General features: G+C 68.7%; 16 protein-coding genes and 1 pseudogene. 10 read left to right on the top strand and 7 right to left on the bottom strand.

The window, feature by feature from the left end:
- From ACQ86G_RS11155 to ACQ86G_RS11110, 10 genes are all read left to right on the top strand, one after another.
- Positions 1 to 858, top strand: coding sequence for an energy transducer TonB (locus ACQ86G_RS11155; protein WP_431261381.1), 858 nt, complete (start codon positions 1 to 3; stop codon positions 856 to 858).
- A gap of 40 nt (positions 859 to 898) precedes the next feature.
- The gene (gene aroE / locus ACQ86G_RS11150; RefSeq protein ID WP_431260612.1) at positions 899 to 1,822 is read left to right on the top strand and encodes a shikimate dehydrogenase; all 924 of its coding nucleotides are present in this window, start codon (positions 899 to 901) and stop codon (positions 1,820 to 1,822) included.
- An 11-nt stretch (positions 1,823 to 1,833) separates the two neighbouring features.
- Positions 1,834 to 2,580, top strand: coding sequence for a transglycosylase domain-containing protein (locus ACQ86G_RS11145; RefSeq protein ID WP_431260611.1), 747 nt, complete (start codon positions 1,834 to 1,836; stop codon positions 2,578 to 2,580).
- Positions 2,581 to 2,643: 63 nt separating this feature from the next.
- A complete protein-coding gene (locus ACQ86G_RS11140; RefSeq protein ID WP_431260610.1) occupies positions 2,644 to 3,240 on the top strand; it encodes a hypothetical protein in 597 nt (198 codons plus the stop codon).
- Positions 3,241 to 3,795 (top strand): TlpA family protein disulfide reductase, encoded by a 555-nt coding sequence (locus tag ACQ86G_RS11135; protein ID WP_431260609.1) that lies wholly within the window; start codon positions 3,241 to 3,243, stop codon positions 3,793 to 3,795. It abuts the gene before it with no gap.
- A gap of 167 nt (positions 3,796 to 3,962) precedes the next feature.
- The gene (gene aroQ / locus ACQ86G_RS11130; RefSeq protein WP_431260608.1) at positions 3,963 to 4,415 is read left to right on the top strand and encodes a type II 3-dehydroquinate dehydratase; all 453 of its coding nucleotides are present in this window, start codon (positions 3,963 to 3,965) and stop codon (positions 4,413 to 4,415) included.
- A gap of 86 nt (positions 4,416 to 4,501) precedes the next feature.
- A complete protein-coding gene (accB, locus tag ACQ86G_RS11125) occupies positions 4,502 to 4,972 on the top strand; it encodes an acetyl-CoA carboxylase biotin carboxyl carrier protein (RefSeq protein WP_431260607.1) in 471 nt (156 codons plus the stop codon).
- Between the two features lie 12 nt (positions 4,973 to 4,984).
- Positions 4,985 to 6,334: an acetyl-CoA carboxylase biotin carboxylase subunit gene (accC, locus tag ACQ86G_RS11120; RefSeq protein WP_088406404.1), complete on the top strand. Its 1,350-nt coding sequence runs from the start codon at positions 4,985 to 4,987 to the stop codon at positions 6,332 to 6,334.
- A gap of 168 nt (positions 6,335 to 6,502) precedes the next feature.
- A complete protein-coding gene (prmA, locus tag ACQ86G_RS11115) occupies positions 6,503 to 7,399 on the top strand; it encodes a 50S ribosomal protein L11 methyltransferase (protein ID WP_431261380.1) in 897 nt (298 codons plus the stop codon).
- A 163-nt stretch (positions 7,400 to 7,562) separates the two neighbouring features.
- A complete protein-coding gene (locus tag ACQ86G_RS11110; protein WP_431260606.1) occupies positions 7,563 to 9,131 on the top strand; it encodes a DUF3426 domain-containing protein in 1,569 nt (522 codons plus the stop codon).
- Between the two features lie 155 nt (positions 9,132 to 9,286).
- Here the strand turns inward: ACQ86G_RS11110 and ACQ86G_RS11105 are convergent, their stop codons facing one another.
- The 7 genes and pseudogenes from ACQ86G_RS11105 to ACQ86G_RS11075 form a co-directional block, all read right to left on the bottom strand.
- A complete protein-coding gene (locus tag ACQ86G_RS11105) occupies positions 9,287 to 9,919 on the bottom strand; it encodes a histone (RefSeq protein ID WP_431260605.1) in 633 nt (210 codons plus the stop codon).
- A 220-nt stretch (positions 9,920 to 10,139) separates the two neighbouring features.
- A complete protein-coding gene (locus ACQ86G_RS11100) occupies positions 10,140 to 11,312 on the bottom strand; it encodes a ribonucleotide-diphosphate reductase subunit beta (RefSeq protein ID WP_431260604.1) in 1,173 nt (390 codons plus the stop codon).
- A gap of 282 nt (positions 11,313 to 11,594) precedes the next feature.
- A complete protein-coding gene (locus ACQ86G_RS11095) occupies positions 11,595 to 14,531 on the bottom strand; it encodes a ribonucleoside-diphosphate reductase subunit alpha (protein WP_431260603.1) in 2,937 nt (978 codons plus the stop codon).
- A gap of 736 nt (positions 14,532 to 15,267) precedes the next feature.
- Positions 15,268 to 16,325, bottom strand: a pseudogene (locus ACQ86G_RS11090) (sigma-54 interaction domain-containing protein); the annotation flags it as partial.
- Positions 16,313 to 18,736, bottom strand: a complete 2,424-nt coding sequence (locus ACQ86G_RS11085; protein ID WP_431260602.1) for a response regulator — start codon at positions 18,734 to 18,736, stop codon at positions 16,313 to 16,315. The pseudogene ACQ86G_RS11090 and the gene ACQ86G_RS11085, both read right to left, overlap by 13 nt.
- A 14-nt stretch (positions 18,737 to 18,750) precedes the next feature.
- Positions 18,751 to 19,053, bottom strand: coding sequence for a PP0621 family protein (locus ACQ86G_RS11080; protein ID WP_431260601.1), 303 nt, complete (start codon positions 19,051 to 19,053; stop codon positions 18,751 to 18,753).
- A 52-nt stretch (positions 19,054 to 19,105) separates the two neighbouring features.
- Complete coding sequence (locus tag ACQ86G_RS11075; RefSeq protein WP_431260600.1) at positions 19,106 to 19,939, bottom strand: cytochrome C assembly family protein; 834 nt, start codon at positions 19,937 to 19,939, stop codon at positions 19,106 to 19,108.
- Positions 19,940 to 19,967 lie beyond the last annotated feature (28 nt).

Raw genomic sequence — 19,967 nt, 5'->3', positions numbered from 1 at the left:
ATGCCCAAGCTCAGCCTTCTGCACTACGCGCTGATCGTCTCGGCCGGGGTGCACCTGGGCCTGGGGACGTTGAAGCTGGTCGCCCCGGAGCAGTTCGACCGGATCTTCCAGGACGAACCGCTCGAGGTGATCCTCGTCAACGCGCGCGGCCAGGAAGCGCCCTCCAAGGCGCAGGCGCTCGCGCAGGCCAACCTGGCCGGCGGCGGCGAGCTGTCCGCCAACGTGCGGGCGACCTCGCCGCTCGCACCGTCGCCGCTCGAGGAGACCGGCGACAGCATCGAACTCCAGAAGAGCCAGATCCAGCAGCTGCAGCAGGCGCAGGAACAGCTGCTGACCGTGTTGCGCCGGCAACTGGCGATGCTGCCGCCGCCGGATCCCGCACGGGAGAAGAGCACCGCCGAAGGCCGACAGATCGCCGAGCACCGGCGGCAGCTGGTGCAGACGCTGGCGGAGATCGAGAAGCGGGTGAACACGGAGAACGCCCGGCCGAAGAAGCGCTACGTCAGCCCCGCCACGCGTGAAACGGTGCATGCGCTCTATTACGACCAGCTGCGCCGCCGGATCGAGGCGCGCGGCACGCGCGATTTCCCGAGCTACCAGGGCCGCAAGCTCTACGGCGAGCTCACGATGAACATCCAGGTCGACTATCGCGGACGTGTCGTGGAGACGGAGATCGTCCAGGGCTCGGGCAACGCGGTGCTGGACCGCCGCGCCGTCGCCATCGTGCGGGCGAGCGGACCGTTCGGCCAGTTCACGTCGGAGATGCGGCGCGGCGCGGAGGTGCTCGTGATGACCTTCCGCTTCCGGTTCAATCGCGACGAGAGCGTGGAAACGACCCTCAGCACGCAACCGTCCTGAGCCCTTCCAGGGCCGGTCCTCCTGTTCCCATGGACATGTCATGAGCGTTGATACGACCGCATCGACTCCCGATCCGACGGCCGATGAGGGCGCCGGCCTTGACCGCTACGTGGTCGCCGGCAATCCGGTGGCGCACAGCCGCTCGCCCGAGATCCACGCCACCTTCGCCGCACAGACCGGCCAGTCGCTGGTCTACGACCGGCTGCTCTGCCCGTTGGACGGGTTCGAGGCGGCTATCCGCGCGTTCGTCGCCGCGGGCGGCCGCGGCTGCAACATCACCGTGCCGTTCAAGTTCGAGGCCTTCCGCCTGGCGGCGCGCAGGACGCCGCGCGCGCAGCTGGCCGGGGCGGTCAACACCTTCCGTTTCGACGACGCCTCGGCAGGCGGCTGGCTCGGCGACAACACCGACGGCGCGGGCCTGCTCGCCGACATCGAGCGCAACGCCGCCCGCCCGCTGCGCGGGCTGCGCGTGCTGCTGATCGGCGCGGGCGGCGCGTCGGCGGGCGTGCTCGGCAGCCTGATCACCGGGCGGCCGGCGGAGATCCGCATCGTCAACCGCAGCGCCGACAAGGCCCTCGCGCTCGCCGACAGCCATCGCGCCTGGGCGACGGAGCACGGCGTCCGATTGAGCGCCGGCGCCCTCGACGCCGCGGCACCGGACGGCCGGCACGACGTCCTGATCAACGGCACCAGCGCCTCGCTCAGCGGGGCCGGCCTGCCGCTGCCCGATCCGGACGCGCCGGTCCTCGCACGCGGTGGCCTGGCCGTCGACATGATGTACGGCCCGTCGGCGACGCCATTCCTGGATTGGGCCTCCGAACAGGCCGGTCCGGGCGGCGCCGCACGCGACGGCCTGGGCATGCTGGTCGAACAGGCGGCAGAAGCCTTCCTGTTCTGGCGCGGCGTGCGCCCCGACAGCGCGACGGTGCTCGCGGACCTCCGCCAGCGACTCGCGGCCCACTGAGGAACCGAGGCATGAAACAGTTCTGGCGCTTCGCCGGGATGCTGCTGATCAGCGTCATCTGCCTGCAGCTCTTCTTTGCGGCGCGCATCGCGCTGATGGCCGTCGTGTCGCCGCAGTCGACGACCTTCCAGCGCTCCGAGGCCATGCGGCTGCTGCGCGAGAAGCACTACATCGCCTGGTCCCAGCAATGGGTCGACGACGCCCTGATCAGCCGCAACCTCAAGCGCGCGGTGATCGCCAGCGAGGACGCCGGGTTCAACGAACACGGCGGCGTCGACTGGGACGCGCTCGAAAAGGCCTGGGACAAGAACCAGCGCGCGCAGGAGCAGGCCGACAAGCGCGCCGCGCGGCTCGCCAAGACCAATCCGGCCAGACCGCCGCCGGTCCCGAAGGTCATCGGCGGCTCGACGATCTCGCAGCAGCTGGCCAAGAACCTCTTCCTCAATTCCGAGCGCAACCTGGCGCGCAAGGGCCAGGAACTCGTGCTGACCTTGATGCTGGAGACGCTGCTCAGCAAGCAGCGCATCCTGGAGATCTATCTGAACAACGTCGAGTGGGGCGAAGGCGTGTTCGGCGCCCAGGCGGCGGCGCGTCACTATTACCGCGTCGACGCCTCCCGGCTCGGTCCGAACCAGGCCGCCAGGCTGGCGGTGATGCTGCCGGCACCGAAGCGGTTCGAGAAACGCCCAGGTTCGCCCTATGTGGTCGGGCGTGCTGGCACCATCGAGGCCCGGATGGGCGCGGTCGAGGTACCCTGACCGCCTCCGCAGGCGCATCGCCGTGTGCCCTCCGGATCGCCCGACCCGGGCCGGGAGACCGCCATGACATCCGAACTGACGATTGAGATCGCCGCCACCGCCGCCCGGCTCGTGGTGGAGGAAGGCCTGGAATACGGCCCCGCCAAGTCCCGCGCGCTGAAGGTGCTGGGGCTGCCGCCGCGCACCGCGCTGCCGAACAACGACGAGCTCGAGGATCAGGTCCGCGAATACCTGGACATCTTCTGCGCCGACACCCAGCCCGCGGAACTGCAGGCGCTGCGTGAGCTCGCCGCCGTGTGGATGGAACGGCTGGCCGAGTTCCGGCCGCACCTGACCGGCGCCGTCTGGCGCGGCACGGCCACGCGGCTGTCCCCCATCCATCTGCAGCTGTATTGCGATGACAGCAAATCGACGGAGATCGCCCTGCTGAACCAGGGCATCGACTTCGACGTCGGCCAGTCGCGCAATGCGAAGGGCGCCACCGTGGACCAGTTGATCATCGACGCGCCGTGCCGCGCGCTGAACGAACGCGTCGCGATCGCCCTGACCATCCTGGACCATGACGATCTGCGCGGCGGACTCAAGCCCGATGCCCGTGGCCGGACCGAACGCGGCGACCTGGCGGCGCTGCGCCAACTGATGAATTCGAAGGACGATTGAATGCAACGACGCGCTGTTCTGGGATTGGGCGCCGCCGGACTGGTGGCGGCGGGCGCGGGCACGTATCTCGCACTTCATCATGAAAGGCAGGCCGCACCAGCCGGCGCAGCGGCAGGCCCGTTGTCCGCGGAGGCCGCGGCCTTCTGGAATGCCAGCTTCGACACGCTCGACCAGAAGACCTATCAACCGGCCGTCCACCTGCGTGGCAAGCCGTTGCTGCTGAACTTCTGGGCCACCTGGTGCGCCCCTTGCGTCAAGGAGCTGCCCGAGATCAACCAGTTCCACGACGAGTTCAGCGCGCAGGGCTGGCAGGTGCTGGGCCTGGCCGTCGACGCCCCGACGCCGGTGCGCGGATTCCTGGAACGGATCCCGTTGAAGTTCCCGGTCGCCCTCGCCGGCTTCACCGGGACCGACCTGTCCAAGACCTTGGGCAATGCCAAGGGCGGCCTGCCGTTTACCGTCGCTTTCGGTACCCAAGGCGAACCGATCTGGCGCAAACTGGGGGCGACGAATCTCGAGGAATTGCGCGCGATGGTGCGCACCACCAAGGCCTGACCCAGGGTCAACCCCTAGAAGGGGTGGTGACTGGTCATAGCGGTCACCCCAGGACCGGTCAAGCCATTTATTTTTGGGTTGCTGCCGGGATCTGGTCTCAAAACGCGTAAAGTCCACCCTTTTACGCTTCTAGTGTCTTCGCTCTAATTGGCAGGACCGGTCGCTGAATGCAAGTTCTGGTACTACACGGCCCCAACCTCAATCTGCTCGGCACCCGCGAGCCTGGGGTGTATGGCGCGACCACTTTGGCGGAGATCGATTCAGATCTTCGCAAGATCGCGCAGGATGCCGGCGTAGTCCTGGAGAGCTACCAGAGCAACCACGAAGGTGCGCTGGTGGACCGCATCCAGGCGGCGGGTCGCGATGGAACGCGCTTCATCCTGATCAATCCGGCGGCCTACACCCACACCAGCGTTGCGATCCGCGATGCGCTGGCGGCGGTGGCGCTGCCGTTCGTCGAGGTGCACCTGTCCAATATCCACAAGCGCGAATCGTTCAGGCACCACAGCTACCTGTCGGCACTCGCGGAGGGCGTGATCTGCGGCCTGGGCCCGACCGGTTACCGGCTGGCCCTGCAGTTCGCGATTCAGCAGTTGAGCCGGCCAGCCTCGTCCACCTGAGCGCCGCGGTCCGTCGATCCTCGTCGCGGACCGGAAGACATCACCGAAGATCACTACCGATCACCGATCCCCGTTGGAGAATTCTTATGGATTTGCGCAAGCTCAAGACCCTGATCGACCTCGTGTCCGAGTCGAACATCTCTGAACTTGAAATCACCGAGGCCGATGGCAAGGTGCGCATCGTCAAGTCCGATGGCCAGCCCCTGGTGGCTGCCATGCCAGTGATGCAGGCCGCGCCCCAGGTGGCGGCCCAGCCGGTCGCCGCGCAGCCGGCCGCCGCCGCCGCGGCGCCCGCCGCCGCCCCGGCCCCGGCCGCCGAGACCGGCCACATCGTCAAATCGCCGATGGTCGGCACCTTCTACCGCGCGTCCAGCCCCAATGCCAAGGCCTTCGCCGAGGTCGGCCAGCAGGTCAAGGAAGGCGACGCCATCTGCATCATCGAGGCGATGAAGATCATGAACGAGATCGAGGCCGACAAGTCCGGCACGATCGTCAAGATCCTGGTCGAGAACGGCCAGCCGGTGGAATACGGCCAGTCGCTGATCGTCATCGAGTAAGGCGGTCCCCAGATGTTCAAGAAGATCCTCATCGCGAATCGCGGGGAGATCGCCCTTCGCATCCAGCGCGCCTGTCGCGAGCTGGGCGTGAAGTCGGTCGTCGTGTATTCGGAAGCGGACCGCGACGCGAAGTACGTGAAGCTGGCCGACGAGGCCGTCTGCATCGGCCCCGCCCCGTCCGCGCAGAGCTACCTGTCGATGCCGGCCATCATCGCGACGGCCGAGGTCACCGACGCCGAGGCGATCCACCCCGGCTACGGCTTCCTGTCGGAGAACGCCGACTTCGCCGAACGCGTCGAACGCAGCGGTTTCACCTTCATCGGCCCGACCCCGGAGAACATCCGGACGATGGGCGACAAGGTCTCGGCCAAGCAGGCCATGATCAAGGCCGGCGTGCCCTGCGTGCCCGGCTCCGAGGGCGCCCTGCCGGACGACCCGAAGGAGATCGTCCGCATCGCCCGCGCGATCGGCTACCCGGTCATCATCAAGGCGGCCGGCGGCGGCGGCGGACGCGGCATGCGCGTCGTCCATACCGAGGCCGCCCTGGTCAACGCGGTGCAGATGACCAAGGCCGAAGCGGCCGCGGCCTTCGGCAATCCGCAGGTCTACATGGAGAAGTTCCTGGAGCATCCGCGTCACGTGGAGATCCAGGTGCTGGCCGACGGGCAGAAGAATGCCGTCTGGCTGGGCGAACGCGACTGCTCGATGCAGCGCCGCCACCAGAAGATCATCGAGGAAGCGCCGGCGCCGGGCATCCCGCGCCGCCTGATCGAGCGCGTGGGCGACCGCTGCGCGGCCGCCTGCAAGAAGATGGGCTACCGCGGCGCCGGCACCTTCGAGTTCCTGTACGAGGACGGCGAGTTCTACTTCATCGAGATGAACACCCGCGTGCAGGTGGAGCATCCGGTGACCGAGCTGGTGACCGGCATCGACATCGTGCAGATGCAGATCCGCATCGCCGCGGGCGAGAAGCTGCCCTTCACGCAACGCAACATCACGATGCGCGGCCACTCGATTGAATGCCGCATCAACGCGGAAGATCCGGTCAAGTTCATCCCGTCGCCGGGCCGCATCACGATGTGGCACCCGCCGGGCGGCCCCGGCGTGCGCGTGGACTCGCATGCGTACACCAACTACTTCGTGCCGCCGAACTACGACTCGATGATCGGCAAGATCATCGTCCACGGCGATACCCGCGAGCAGGCGCTGGCCCGCATGCGGATCGCGCTGTCGGAGACGGTGATCGAAGGCATCCAGACCAACATCCCGCTGCACCGCGAGCTGATGGCCGATGCGAAGTTCATCGAAGGCGGCACCGACATCCATTACCTCGAGCAATGGATGGCCGCGCACAAGCGCTGACCCCGCACGGTTCGCCGGCGATCGGACACGATCGCTGAGCGACAATACCGAGGCCCTCAGGCATGGACGCGAGTCCGTCTTGAGGGCTTCTCCATTTCCGAAGTCCATCGAAGTCCCGGAGCCGCTATGAGCGAAGACCACGGCGAAGACCACGCCAACGACCCCCTGCTGCACGAGCTCGTGCTCATCTGCCGCGAAGAGGACGTCGAGACCGTCAGCGACGCGCTGATGGAGGTGGAGTCGCTGGCCGTGTCCGTCGAGGACGCCGATGCCGACACGCCCGCCGAGCGCGCGCTGTTCGGTGAACCGGGCATGCCGGCGCCGCGCGCGGGCTGGGACCGCTCGGTGGTCAAGGCGCTGTTCGCCACCGAAGAGGAGGCGACCGAGGCCGCGACGCTGCTGCTGGCACAGGACTGGGCCGAGGACGTGCACGTCCAGGCTATCCAGACGATCGCGCAGCAGGACTGGGTGCGGCTGACGCAATCGCAATTCGCGCCGGTCGAGATCACGCCGGAGTTCTGGATCGTGCCGTCCTGGCACGAGGCGCCCGCACAGGCGAAGCAGATCATGCGGCTCGACCCGGGCCTGGCCTTCGGCACCGGCACGCATCCGACGACGCGCATGTGCCTGCGCTGGATCGCGGGCCACGGCGCCGAGGCGGCCGGCTGGGACCGCGTGCTCGACTACGGCTGCGGCTCGGGCATCCTCGCGATCGCCGCGGGCCTGTTCGGCGCGAAGGCGATCGACGCGGTCGACATCGACCCGGCCGCGCTCATCGCCTCGACGCAGAACGCCAAGGACAACGGCGTGACGCTGAACGCCGCCCTGCCGGATGCCGCCCGCGGCGAGTACCCGGTCGTGCTGGCAAACATCCTGGCAACGCCGCTGAAGCTGCTGGCACCGCTGCTGTGCAACCATCTGCGCCCCGGCGCGCACCTGGTGCTGGCCGGCATCCTCGAGCGCCAGGCGGACGAGCTGAAGGCGGCGTACGCGCCGCACGTCCAGCTCGAGGTCGCGGACAGCGAGGACGGCTGGATCCTCATGACCGCGCGACGCGCGGCCTGACCTTGCGCCGCACCGCACGCCCGACCGCCGCCACGCCGACGCCCGACCGACCGCCAGCCCCGATGAACAGACGGTTCTCCGCCTTCGCCCACCCGGTGACCGAGTGTCAACCTGGGGGTGTTCGCGGCAAGGACTGACCCTGCTTCGTGGCATCATCGCGTCCATGAATCTCGCGACCCGCTGCACGACCTGCGGCACCATCTTCCGGGTGGTGCAGGATCAGCTGCGCGTCTCCGAAGGCTGGGTCCGCTGCGGCCGTTGCGCCGAGGTCTTCGACGCACGCGAGCAGCTGTTCGACCTCGAGCGCGACAGCCCACCGCCCTGGCCGCCGCTGAGCGCACCGACCGAGCCCGCGACCACCGAACGCCGTCCGCCGCCGCCGGCCCCCACGCCGGCCGCCGCACCGACGCCGTCCTACGCGCCGCATCCGAGCGACTTCGCCCCGAGCCGGCCCGCGCCCTTGCCACCCTCCCCGGCCCCGGTCTTCACGCCGACGCCGGTCTTTGCGCCGACGCCGGTCTTTGCGCCGGAACCGCCGCCGCATCACCACCAGGCTCCGCGCGACAGCGGCTGGATGGCGGCCGACGATGAATCGCTGAATCCCTTCGCCCCGCCGCGTCGCGTGCCCGATCACGAGCCGACGGACGACATCGTCGACGCGCGCTTCAATGCCTCGGCATCGCGTCATGACGAGCCCTCGTTCGAGGAGCGCCGCGAGCCCTTCCTCGAAGCACCGGCCGCACCGGATCCTCGCGAGCATCTGCCCGAACCCAAGGGCATGCGCTTCGAAGAGGACGAGCTGCCGCCGCCGATGATCGACGAGGACGATCGCCCTGACGTGACGCTGGCCCTGAGTCCCGCGACGGCGGCGCAGCTGCGCGCGAACGAGTTGTCGACGGGCGTGGAACCGTCGCTCGAGCCGAGCTCGTCGATGATGCCGGCGGACGAGGAGACGATCGCCGACGCCAAACGCGCCGCCAAGGCGGCCAAGCGCGAGGCCAGGAAGGCCGACAAGGACGCCACCAGGAAGCCGGTGAAGAAGCCGGCCAAGCCGCGCCGCCCGTGGTCGCTGTTCAGACGCAAGCGCGAACGCGCCACCACGGAGAGTCCCGAAACGACGATGACGGTGCTCGCCGCCGAGTCCGAGTTGATGGCCGCGCGCGCGGCGATGGCGGATGCGGCCTCGGCGCAAGGCTCGCCGAGCGTCATGCCGGAACATCTGCCGAGCTTCATGCGCCAGGCCGAAGCGGCGCGCCGCTGGGGTCGTCCGGGCGTGCGTCTGGCACTGGGCAGCCTGACCACGGTGCTGGCGCTGGGACTGATGGCCCAGTTGCTCTGGCATGCGCGCGAAGCGATCGCTGCACAGTATCCGGAGGCGAAGCCGGCGCTGGTCTCCATCGCCCAGGCGATGGGCCAGGAGATCAAGCCCTGGCAGCACATCGAGGCGCTCAGCGTCGAGAGCAGCAGCCTCAACCCGGCCGGCGCCGCCAACCACTACCGCTTCAGCATCAGCCTGCGCAACCGCAGCAACTGGGAAGTCGCGCAGCCGTGGGTGGACCTGAGCCTGACCGACGCGAGCGGGGTGCTCGTCGTGCGCCGCATGCTGTCGCCGGCGGAGATGCAGGCCGGCCGCACGGCGCTGCCCGCAGGCGCCGATCAGCAGCTGCAGGTGGTCTTCGACAGCGGCGCGCAGAAGATCAGCGGCTACTCGGTCGAGCTGTTCTATCCCTGAGCGTCGCCAGCGCCAGCACACGCGTACTCAACGTCAAAGGGCGCCCTCGGCGCCCTTCGTCTTTGCGGGTCCGCCCCTGCGGCGCCCCAAAGAAAAACCCGGCTTGCGCCGGGTTTCGAGAGGACCGGACCCGAAGGCCCGGTCATCGTTCAAGCTCAGGGCTTGTTGCCCGTCGGGAAGGGCCACGCGGCTTGCGGGCTCAGCGCGGTCTTCGCGGCAGGAGCGGGCGCAGCGGCAGGCTTCGCGGCAGGGGCAGCGGCAGGCTTGGCGGCGGCCTTCTTCGGAGCAGCAGCCTTCTTGGCGGCCGGCTTCGCAGCGGGCTTGGCAGCAGCGGCCTTGGGGGCAGCGGCCTTCTTCGGAGCAGCAGCCTTCTTGGGGGCAGCGGCCTTCTTCGCCGGAGCAGCAGCCTTCTTCGCGGCGGGCTTCGCAGCCTTGGCCTTGATCGGGGGCTTCTTGGCGGCCGAGACCTTCTTGGCCGGTGCAGCCTTCTTGGCGGCAGCGACCTTCTTCGCCGGAGCCGCCTTCTTCACTGCCACCTTCTTCGCCGGCGCTGCCTTCTTCGCAGCAGCAGCCTTCTTCGCCGGAGCGGCCTTCTTCGCCGGAGCCGCCTTCTTCGCAGCGACCTTCTTCGCCGGCGCAGCAGCCTTCTTGGCCGGAGCGGCCTTCTTGGCGGCCGGAGCCTTCTTCGCCGGAGCTGCCTTCTTCGCGGCCGGAGCCTTCTTCGCAGCAGCCTTCTTCGCGGCCGGAGCCGCCTTCTTGGCCGGAGCGGCCTTCTTCGCAGTTGCCATTTCAGTTCTCCTTGATCAAGTGGAAATAGCCCTGCCCGTCATCAACCGGTTGATGCCGGTGCAGGTATTCACCGCCCACGACGCGCGGGAGTTGCGCTCCGCGGTGCGGTGAATCGGGGTGCGATGCGTCTGAGCCGCTTCTGCGTCGGTCTCAGGGGGCATCGCCAATCTTGATCTCTTCTTCAACAAACAATGCTCGGGGGTCGCTCCGCACCGGGACTCAGTCCCAGGACAGCGCGCCGCCCGATTGGTATTCGATCACTCTCGTCTCGAAGAAGTTGCGTTCCTTCTTCAGGTCGATCATTTCGCTCATCCACGGGAACGGGTTCTCTTCGTTCGGGAAGAGCGGTTCCAGGCCGATCTGCGTCGCACGGCGGTTCGCGATGTAGCGCAGGTAGCCCTTGAACATGGCCGCGTTCAGACCCAGCACGCCGCGCGGCATGGTGTCCTCGGCGTAGCGGTACTCGAGCTCCACGGCCTTCTGGAACAGCGCCTTGATCTCCGCGCGGAATTCAGGCGTCCACAGGTGCGGGTTCTCGAGCTTGATCTGGTTGATCAGGTCGATGCCGAAGTTGCAGTGCATCGACTCGTCGCGCAGGATGTACTGGTACTGCTCGGCCGCGCCGGTCATCTTGTTCTGGCGACCCAGCGCCAGGATCTGCGTGAAGCCGACGTAGAAGAACAGGCCTTCCATCAGGCAGGCGAAGACGATCAGCGACTTCAGCAGCGTCTGGTCGTTCTCGGGCGTGCCGGTGACGAAGTTCGGATCCATGATCGCGTCGATGAACGGGATCAGGAATTCGTCCTTGTCGCGGATCGACTTCACCTCGTGATAGGCGTTGAAGATCTCGCTCTCGTCCAGGCCCAGCGACTCGACGATGTACTGGTAGGCGTGCGTGTGGATCGCTTCCTCGAAGGCCTGGCGCAGCAGGAACTGGCGGGCCTCGGGCGCCGTGATGTGGCGGTAGGTGCCCAGCACGATGTTGTTGGCGGCCAGCGAATCGGCGGTGACGAAGAAGCCGAGGTTGCGCTTGATCAGGCGGCGCTCGTCGTCGGTCAGACCGTTCGGGTCCTTCCACAACGCGATGTCGCGCGACATGTTCACTTCCTGCGGCATCCAGTGGTTCGCGCAGGTGGCGAGGTACTTCTCCCACGCCCACTTGTACTTGAACGGCACCAGCTGGTTGACGTCGGTCTGGCCGTTGATGATGCGCTTGTCGGCGACGTTCACACGGCGCTCGCTGGCATCGGCGGTAGACGACGCAGAAGAGGACACCGAGCCAGCCGCGACGGTGGCGGCATCACGCGCGACGGCGGGCGTCGCTGCGTTGATCGATGCGCCCGACTGCGGCGCGTTGCTCGAGGATTTACGGTCTTCTTCCCAAACCAGCATGGTGGTCTTCCTATGGTCGCGGATTATCGGAGTGTTGTGTTCAAACACAAAGGACTTCTTGACTTTGACGCCGCTTCGCTGTTGCTGGTCCGCATCGCATTTGCCGCGTGGGACCGTGTGCTGCGCGCCTCTCGATGAGCGCGGCGGGGCGTCGTTTCAAGCATTCATCGATCGCCGGCGGACGTCGCGGAGAAAACCGCCGATCGCCGCAAACATCGATGAACACTCGCATCGCGAGCGTCGGAGGTGTCGGCGCACGGCGTCGACACCTCCTGTTTCGACTTACTGGCAGGCCTCGCAACCCGGATCGTCGATCGCGCAGAACGTGACGTCGGTGGCCGGCGTCGCGCTGCCCAGATCAGGCGCCGTCGATGCAGCGATCGTCGCGATCGGAGCGACGGAAATCGGTGCGGCCGCCACCGGCGCCGCGCTCAAACCACCCGCGCCGCTGCTCACCGAGTTGAGCTGACCGGCGTTCTGCACGGTGCTCTTCTCGGCGTGCGTCGCACCCATCGTGCGGAGGTAGTAGGTGGTCTTCAGACCGCGCTGCCACGCCAGCTTGTAGGTGTCGTCCAGACGCTTGCCCGACGCGCCGGCCATGTAGATGTTCAGGCTCTGCGCCTGGTCGATCCACTTCTGACGGCGCGCGGCGGCTTCCACCAGCCACACGGTGTCGACTTCGAACGCGGTCGCGTAGAGCTGCTTCAGTTCCTCAGGCACGCGGTCGATGCGGCGCAGCGAGCCGTCGAAGTGCTTGAGGTCCATGACCATCACGTCGTCCCACAGGCCCAGCTTCTTGAGGTCGCGGACCAGGTGCTCGTTCACCACGGTGAACTCGCCCGACAGGTTGGACTTCACCGACAGGTTGCCGAAGCAGGGCTCGATCGATGCGTCGACGCCGATGATGTTGGAGATCGTCGCGGTCGGCGCGATCGCCACGCAGTTGCTGTTGCGCATGCCGTCGCGGGCGATCTTGGCGCGCAGCGCGTCCCAGTCCAGCGTCGACGAACGGTCCACGTCGACGAAGCCGCCGCGGGCTTCGGCCAGCAGGTCCAGCGAGTCGATCGGCAGGATGCCGCGGTCCCACAGCGAACCGTGGTAGCTGCTGTAGCGGCCACGCTCGGCGGCCAGCTCGGTCGACGCCCAGTAGGCGTGATAGCAGACGGCTTCCATCGAACGGTCGGCGAACTCGACGGCGGCGTCGGAGGCGTACGGCACGCGCAGCTGGTACAGCGCGTCCTGGAAGCCCATGATGCCCAGGCCCACCGGACGGTGGCGCAGGTTCGAGTCGCGCGCCTTCTTGACCGCGTAGTAGTTGATGTCGATGACGTTGTCGAGCATGCGCATCGCCGTCGACACCGTCTTCTTCAGCTTCTCCTGGTCGATCTGGCCGTCCTTGACGTGCTGCGACAGGTTGACCGAGCCGAGGTTGCAGACCGCGATCTCGTTGTCGTTGGTGTTCAGCGTGATCTCGGTGCACAGGTTGGACGAGTGCACCACGCCCACGTGCTGCTGCGGGCTGCGGACGTTGCAGGCATCCTTGAACGTGATCCAGGGATGGCCGGTCTCGAACAGCATCGTCAGCATCTTGCGCCACAGGTCGCGGGCCGGCATGCGCTTGTAGAGCTTGAGCTCGCCGCGGTCGACCTTGGCCTCGTACGCCTCGTAGGCGGTCTGGAAGGCCTTGCCGAACAGGTCGTGCAGGTCCGGGCAGGTGGACGGGCTGAACAGCGTCCAGTCGCCGCCTTCGATGACGCGCTTCATGAACAGGTCGGGAATCCAGTTCGCCGTGTTCATGTCGTGCGTGCGGCGGCGGTCGTCGCCGGTGTTCTTGCGCAGCTCGAGGAATTCCTCGATGTCCAGATGCCAGGTCTCCAGGTACGCGCAGACGGCGCCCTTGCGCTTGCCGCCCTGGTTCACGGCGACGGCCGTGTCGTTGACGACCTTCAGGAACGGGACGACGCCTTGCGACTTGCCGTTCGTGCCCTTGATGTGCGAACCGAGCGCGCGGACCGGGGTCCAGTCGTTGCCCAGGCCGCCGGCGAACTTCGACAGCAGCGCGTTTTCCTTCAGCGCTTCATAGATGCCGTCCAGGTCGTCGGCCACCGTCGTCAGGTAGCAGCTCGACAGCTGCGAGCGGCGCGTGCCGGCGTTGAACAGCGTCGGCGTGGAGCTCATGAAGTCGAAGGTCGACAGGACTTCGTAGAACTCGATGGCGCGGGCTTCGCGGTCGATCTCACCCAGCGCCAGGCCCATCGCGACGCGCATGAAGAACGCCTGCGGCAGTTCGATGCGGGTGCCGTCGACGTGCAGGAAGTAGCGGTCGAACAGCGTCTGCAGGCCCAGGTAGTCGAACTGCAGGTCACGTTCGGCCTTCAGCGCGGCGCCCAGCTTGGCCAGGTCGTACTGCTGCAGCCGCTCGTCGAGCAGCTCGGCCTGCACGCCCTTCTTGATGAAGCCGGGGAAGTAGTCGGCGTACTTGGTGGCCATCTCGGCCTGCGTCGCGTCCTCGCCCAGGATCTCGCGGCGGATCGTGTGCATCAGCAGACGGGCCGTGGCACGCGTGTAGCCGGGATCCTTCTCGATCAGCGTGCGGGCGGCCAGGATGGCGGCCTTGTAGACCTCGTCGATCGGCACGCCGTCGTACAGGTTGCGCTTGGTCTCGGCCAGGATCGGGTCCGGCTTGACGTCGGCACCCAGGTTCTCGCAGCTCGACGCGATCAGCGCGGCCAGCTTGTTCAGGTCGAGCGGGACACGCACGCCGTTCTCGGTCACCGAGATGCCGGACTCCAGCACGGCCGCCTGCTGCTGCTCGCCCTGGCGGGCACGCTCCTGCGTGCGGCGCTCGCGGTACAGCACGTAGGCGCGCGCCACTTCATGGTGGCCGCCGCGCATCAGCGCCAGTTCGACGTGGTCCTGCACGTCCTCGATGTGGAAGGTACCGCCGGCCGGGCGCGAACGCAGCAGGCCGCGGGTCACGGAATCGGTCAGCGCGTCGACGGTCTCGCGCACGCTCGCGGAGGCGGCGCCGCTGGTGCCGTGCACCGCGAGGAACGCCTTCATCATCGCCACCGCCACCTTGCTCGGCTCGAAATGCACCACCGCACCGTTGCGGCGGATGATCTGATGCTGCGGGAAGCTGGCCGAAGCGGCGGCGGACTCGCGGGGAGCCTGCGCCAGGCCCGTTTCAGCGGTCGGTGTGGCGGCGACTGTCTGCATGGGTTCCTCGTTCTGGTCTGAAAACAAAAAAGCTGCGCCCGGCCCGGCTTTTCCGAAGGGCCAAACGTCAGGGGGTCAGGTGGTGTTCGCGATGCTGCTGATGCGCCGTGGCTTGGTGATTCCGCTCTTCCGGCTGGGGAGCCGGCGCCGCGGACAAGACTTCTGATGGAGCATTCATCGCCGTGTTTGCGAAGTCAGCAGGATAGCATGCAAAACACTATATCTAGTGGTCGGGGGACCTTCAAGGAACTAGCGGTAGCGTCGTCCCCGCTTGACTCCCACCCCCGCTGGGCTAGCCGGAAGACCTGACCCCGCACAGCCCCGATGGATTCGCGCATCCTGTTTGGACCCTCAGCATTGACGCGGGCTGGCGGCCTGAATGCGCTGCAAACGCCCATGGTTGCTGCGCTTGCGACGATGGCAATCCGATGACGACTTCGCAGGGTGTCCCCGGGGGTAGGACAAGTCCCGATCAGGACCTTCCCGTAGCCGCTACCGGCGGTGGGGGCATGGTCGCAATGCGCGCATTCGAGGTCGGAAGGCGCACGTTTGAGACCGCCCAACTGGGGGGCCTGTCCCTGCTTCCGCTTGCGAACGGGGGAGATCCTGCAGCGGTCGCATGCGGGGCCCAGCGCGGGCACTCCACGATGCATGGGGCGCCCCTCCAGGGACCCCATGCATCATTCCGGCCCCACCGGCATTCGCTGCCCACGGGCCTTGGGAAGTCGATTGGCGATCAGGCCTCGTCGCCGCCGATCGAGATCGACAGGCGCGCCATGCGGTAACGCATCTGGCGCAGCGACAGGCCCAGGCTCGCGCCGGCCGCGGTGCGGTTGTTGCGGTGACGTTCGAGCGCCCGCAGCAGGATCTGCTTCTCGACCTCGTCCAGATAGACCGCGAGATCGGAGGGCAGCGGCGCACCGCCGCCGGCTTCCGCAGGCAGCGCCGAAGACGCCGGGGGGCGCTCCCGCTGAAGGCGGCGTCGGCCGGCGCATCGTCCAGGCCCAGCACGCTGTCGGGGAGACCGAGATCGGCCAGGTCGATGCCGTCGCCGCTCGACAGCGCCAGCGCCCGATGCAGCAGGTTCTCGAGTTCGCGCACATTGCCCGGGAAGCTGTAGCGCGACAGCGTCGCCAAGGCCGCCGAGGTCAGCGCCGGCACGGGCTCCACGCCGGCGTCCGCCGCGATGCGCAGCAGGATCCGCGCGCTGATGGGCGCCAGGTCCTCCATGCGCTCCCGCAGCGGCGGGACACGGATCTGGATGACGTTGAGCCGGTAATACAAGTCCTGCCGGAAGCGGCCGCCCGCGACTTCCGCCGTCAGGTCCTTGTGCGTGGCGCTCAGCAGGCGGACATTGACCGGGATCTCGGCCACCGCGCCCACCGGACGCACCGAGCGCTCCTGCAGCGCCCGCAGCAGCTTGGACTGCATCGCGATCGGCAGGTCGCCGATCTCGTCGAGGAACAGCGTGCCGCCCTGCGCCGCCTGGAAGAAGCCCTCGCGATCCTCGCTCGCGCCGGTGAAGGCCCCCTTGCGATATCCGAAGAACTCGGCCTCCAGCAGCTGCTCCGGGATCGCGCCGCAGTTCACCGCGATGAACGGCTGCGGCCGTCGCGCGCTGACGTCGTGGATCGCGCGGGCGACCAGCTCCTTGCCGGTGCCGGACTCGCCGTTGATCAGCACCGGCGCCATGCTGCGCGCCACCTTCTCGATCAGCTCGCGCACCTGGCGCATCGGCGCCGAGTCGCCCACCAGGCGCGCCAGCGCCGAGGTGGAGCCGGTCAACGGCGGCGCGGCGCGCGGTGCCTTGCGCCGTTCCGGCGTGCCGGGCCGGGGCGCATCCACCGGCGGCAGCACGTCGAAGGTGCCGGGCGCGGTCGGCGCGAACGCGTCGTCCGCCGCGCCGCCAGCCCCGGCGGCGGTGGCGCCCGGCAGGCGATTGAACGATCCAGCCGCTGCGCCCCCGGGCCCGCGGGCGGCGGCGGGGAAACAGACGACGAGAAAGACGACGACACAGGCGCCGACACAGGCGCCGACACCGGCGCCGACACCGGCGGCGCCGACGAGAAGGGCTTCGGCACGGTACCTTCGGCCTTGGGCGCGCGCCCGAGCGCGGACGCGACCACCATGCGGAACTGGCGGAGATCGACGGGCTTGGTCAGGTAGTCGTAGGCACCGGCCTTGAGCGCCTCGACGGCGTTCTCCGCCGAGCCGTAGGCGGTGATCACCAGGGCGCGCTCGCTGCGCCCCTGCTGCTCCAGCCAGCGCAGGATGTCCAGCCCGCTGCCATCCGGCAGCCGCATGTCGGTGATGACCGCGTCGTAGCGGCGGGCGCCCAGCAGCTCCAGCGCGTCCTCGACGGTGCCGGCGCTGTCCAGGGTGAAGCCCTCGCGCAGCAGCGTCATCTCGTACAGGGTGCGCAGGTCGGGCTCGTCGTCGACGACCAGCAGGCGGGGATCAGCGCTCATGGAGTTCGGTATCGGGGAAATAGGAGTCGGGTCCCGCGGACGGGATCGAGGCCAGCACGCCGGCCGGCGTCGCCGCGCGCGGCAGCAGCACGCGGAATTCGTTGGCCTCGGCGTCCGCCGGCCCCCCGAGGGGGCGGCATGGCGGTGATAGCTGATGCGACCACCGTAGCGTTCGCACAGCTCGCGGCAAATGTACAGGCCGAGACCCGATCCGCGGCTGCGCGTCGAGAAGAAGGGTTCGAACAGGTGCCGTTCGACGTCCTGAGGGATGGCTTCGGCCCGACTGAACACCGACAGGCGCACCCACTCGTCCGACTCCGCCAGCTGCACGCGCAGCGAGCCCGGCCCGGGCCGCGCATGTCGCAGGCCGTTGTCCAGCAGGTTGATCAGCACGCGGCGCAGATGTTCCGGCTCGAAGCTGATGAGCAGCCCGTCGCGCCAGATCTCGATGCGCAGCGGGCTGGCGTCGCCCTCGGGCAGGCGCTGCGTGACGGCCCAGTCGGCGCAGTACTCGCGCACGAGCGGCGAGGCCGCCAGCGTCAGCGAGACGGGCGCGATGCCGGGCGCGACCTCCATCACGTCGTCGACCAGACGCTTGAGCCGCTCGACGTTGGACGCCACCATCCGCGTCAGCGGCTCCAGGCGCGGGTCCTCCGCGAGGTCCTCGGCCATCAGCGCGTTGGCCTGCGCGATCGCCGTCAGCGGATTGCGGATCTCATGCGCGATGCCGGCCGAGACGCGCCCCATCGCCGCGAGCTTCTCCTGCCGGTTGCGCGCCTCCAGCATCCGGTTGTCCTCGATGAAGAGCACGCACAGGTCGTCGCCGTCCACCGGCCGCTGCGTGAAGCGCATCCGCACGCGCAACGAGCGCTGCTTGCCGCGGCCGAAGTCCAGCAGCAGATCGCGACCGGGCTCGGGCCACTGCTCGCCGCCGAACGCCTTCTCGATCGCGCGCAGCAGCGGTTTCCAGGCCGGCGTCGCATCGAGCCGGAACGCGCCCGAGCGCAACGAGGCGCCCTCGGCCAGCAGCGCGCGCGCCGCCGGGTTGGCGGTGCGCACCAGCCCGCGGCGGTCCGCGACGAGGACGCCCTCCTCCATCTCCTCGATGACCAGGCGGTTCAGGTCGGCCTGCTGGCGGGCGTACTCGAGACTGCCGCGCGCGGCACGCTCCTCGCGCGCGAGGCGGGAGGCGATCTCGTTGGACAGCAGCGTGACGACGAACAGCCCGCAGCCCAGCAGGCCCGCCTGGCTGATGCGCAACGCGCCGTCGCGCTCGCTCAGCACGGCCCAGCCGGACAGCGCCAGCAGCACCAGGCTCGGCAGCGCGGCGCAGCCCAGCGCCCGCAGGCGTGGCATCAGCGCCCCGGCCATCAGGGCGGGCATGAAGAAGAGCGCGCCGTAGGGACCGCCCGGCTCCTGCAGCTGCAGCCCGGTGAACAGGAGCAGGTCGGCGCCGATGCTGACCAGGAACTGGCGCGCGCTGAGGCCGGTCCGGTCCTTGGACGGCGCCTCGCCGCCGCCGAACCAGCGCGGCAGCAGCCATGCCAGGACCGTCTGCACGCCGTAGACGAGCGCCAGGAGCGCGACCCATCCGGTCGGCCGCGCGCCCATCAGGCCGGCCAGCGACTGCGTGGCCAGCAGGGCGAGGCCGAGCGCGGCGCGCGCGCCCATGAAGGCGCGGTAGAGCCGCTGGATGGTGCTGGCGCTGATGGCGCCGCGGGCCTCGTGGGTGGCCATGCGTGCTCCGGCGGTCAGTGTCCGGAGGAGGCGCCGCGGGCGCGCTCCGCCGCGGCCGCGTCCAGGCGGGCCTCATGGGCGGCGCGATGGGACGCGCTGCAGAACTGGCCGCCGCGACCGGGCAAGGCCTCGCCGGCCGGCAGGTGGGTGCCGCACTCGGCACAGCTCACCATGGATTCGAGTTCATGCGCGGGCGGCGGCGCCGGCGTGGGCGCCGCCGGGGCCCGTTCCTCACGCGATGCCGGGCGGCCCCGCTTGAAGCCGAGCATGAAGGCGACCACCGCCAGCAGGACGATCCAGAAGAGCAGCTTGATCACGATGGGGCAGTCGAAGGGATCGAAGGGGAAACGTCATCGGGGCGATCTGCGATCAGACCGGCGCGCGCTGCAGCACGACTTCGAGCACGAAACGCGAGCCGGCGTAGGACAGCAGCAGCAGCGCGGCACCGAAGTACAGCCAACGCGTGGCGCGCTTGCCGCGCCAGCCGAAGACGCGACGACCGGTGAGCAGCCCGGTCAGCACGATCCAGCCGAGCACGGCGAACAACGTCTTGTGATCCCACCGCCATTCGGGCGTGAAGGCGACGCCGAGCAGCAGCGCGATCGACAGCACGACGACGCCGGCGCCCACGAACTGGAAGGTCAGGCGCTCGAGCCGCAGCAGCGGCGTGCCGAAGGCGGGCGCGCCCTGCCCCTTCTGGGAACGCATCTGGCGCTCGGCGCGGTTGAGCATCACCGCGTGCATCACCGCGACGCCGCACAGGCCGTACGACGCCAGGCCCATGGCCCAGTGCAACGGCGCCAGCGGCGAACCCGCCTGCGGGCGGTACTCACCGGGAAAGGCCCAGGCCACCAGCATGACGGCCAGCCCCAGCAGGCTGAGCAGCCGCTGCGCCGACGGCAACGGCAGGAAGCGGCTTTCGACCAGGTAGACGCCGATCATGAGCCAGATCGTCATCGACAGCGACGGCGCGAATCCGAAGCGCGCCGCATGCCCGCCGTTGACCGGCGCGGCGCCGATGCCGCCGATGTCCACGACCAGCGCGGCCAGGTGCAGCAGCCAGGCCAGGACCAGCACCGCGCGCCAGGTGCGGGGGCGCCGGTGGGCGAAGACGGCGGCGGCGGCATAGGCCAGTGCCCCGGCGGCGCTGAGGGCGGCGAGGAGCAGGCCGCTGGGCTCGGCGGAGGCGGACGATAAAATCATCTGCAAAGTGTAATGAGGCGCGCCCGCT

The sequence above is a fragment of the Roseateles chitinivorans genome (assembly GCF_050632145.1).
Lineage (GTDB): Bacteria > Pseudomonadota > Gammaproteobacteria > Burkholderiales > Burkholderiaceae_C > Roseateles > Roseateles chitinivorans_B.
Note: the sequence above shows the minus strand (reverse complement) of the source record. Positions and strands in the feature narration are given on the sequence as shown.

Bases quoted from the DNA above. Each gene is read 5' to 3' on its own strand.
- aroQ (WP_431260608.1), top strand. From the start codon at position 3,963: ATGCAAGTTCTGGTACTACACGGCCCCAACCTCAATCTGCTCGGCACC.
- ACQ86G_RS11110 (WP_431260606.1), top strand. From the start codon at position 7,563: ATGAATCTCGCGACCCGCTGCACGACCTGCGGCACCATCTTCCGGGTG.
- accC (WP_088406404.1), top strand. From the start codon at position 4,985: ATGTTCAAGAAGATCCTCATCGCGAATCGCGGGGAGATCGCCCTTCGC.
- ACQ86G_RS11145 (WP_431260611.1), top strand. From the start codon at position 1,834: ATGAAACAGTTCTGGCGCTTCGCCGGGATGCTGCTGATCAGCGTCATC.
- ACQ86G_RS11105 (WP_431260605.1), bottom strand. From the start codon at position 9,919: ATGGCAACTGCGAAGAAGGCCGCTCCGGCCAAGAAGGCGGCTCCGGCC.
- ACQ86G_RS11155 (WP_431261381.1), top strand. From the start codon at position 1: ATGCCCAAGCTCAGCCTTCTGCACTACGCGCTGATCGTCTCGGCCGGG.
- ACQ86G_RS11095 (WP_431260603.1), bottom strand. From the start codon at position 14,531: ATGCAGACAGTCGCCGCCACACCGACCGCTGAAACGGGCCTGGCGCAG.
- ACQ86G_RS11140 (WP_431260610.1), top strand. From the start codon at position 2,644: ATGACATCCGAACTGACGATTGAGATCGCCGCCACCGCCGCCCGGCTC.
- ACQ86G_RS11135 (WP_431260609.1), top strand. From the start codon at position 3,241: ATGCAACGACGCGCTGTTCTGGGATTGGGCGCCGCCGGACTGGTGGCG.
- accB (WP_431260607.1), top strand. From the start codon at position 4,502: ATGGATTTGCGCAAGCTCAAGACCCTGATCGACCTCGTGTCCGAGTCG.
- aroE (WP_431260612.1), top strand. From the start codon at position 899: ATGAGCGTTGATACGACCGCATCGACTCCCGATCCGACGGCCGATGAG.
- ACQ86G_RS11100 (WP_431260604.1), bottom strand. From the start codon at position 11,312: ATGCTGGTTTGGGAAGAAGACCGTAAATCCTCGAGCAACGCGCCGCAG.
- ACQ86G_RS11075 (WP_431260600.1), bottom strand. From the start codon at position 19,939: ATGATTTTATCGTCCGCCTCCGCCGAGCCCAGCGGCCTGCTCCTCGCC.
- ACQ86G_RS11085 (WP_431260602.1), bottom strand. From the start codon at position 18,736: ATGGCCACCCACGAGGCCCGCGGCGCCATCAGCGCCAGCACCATCCAG.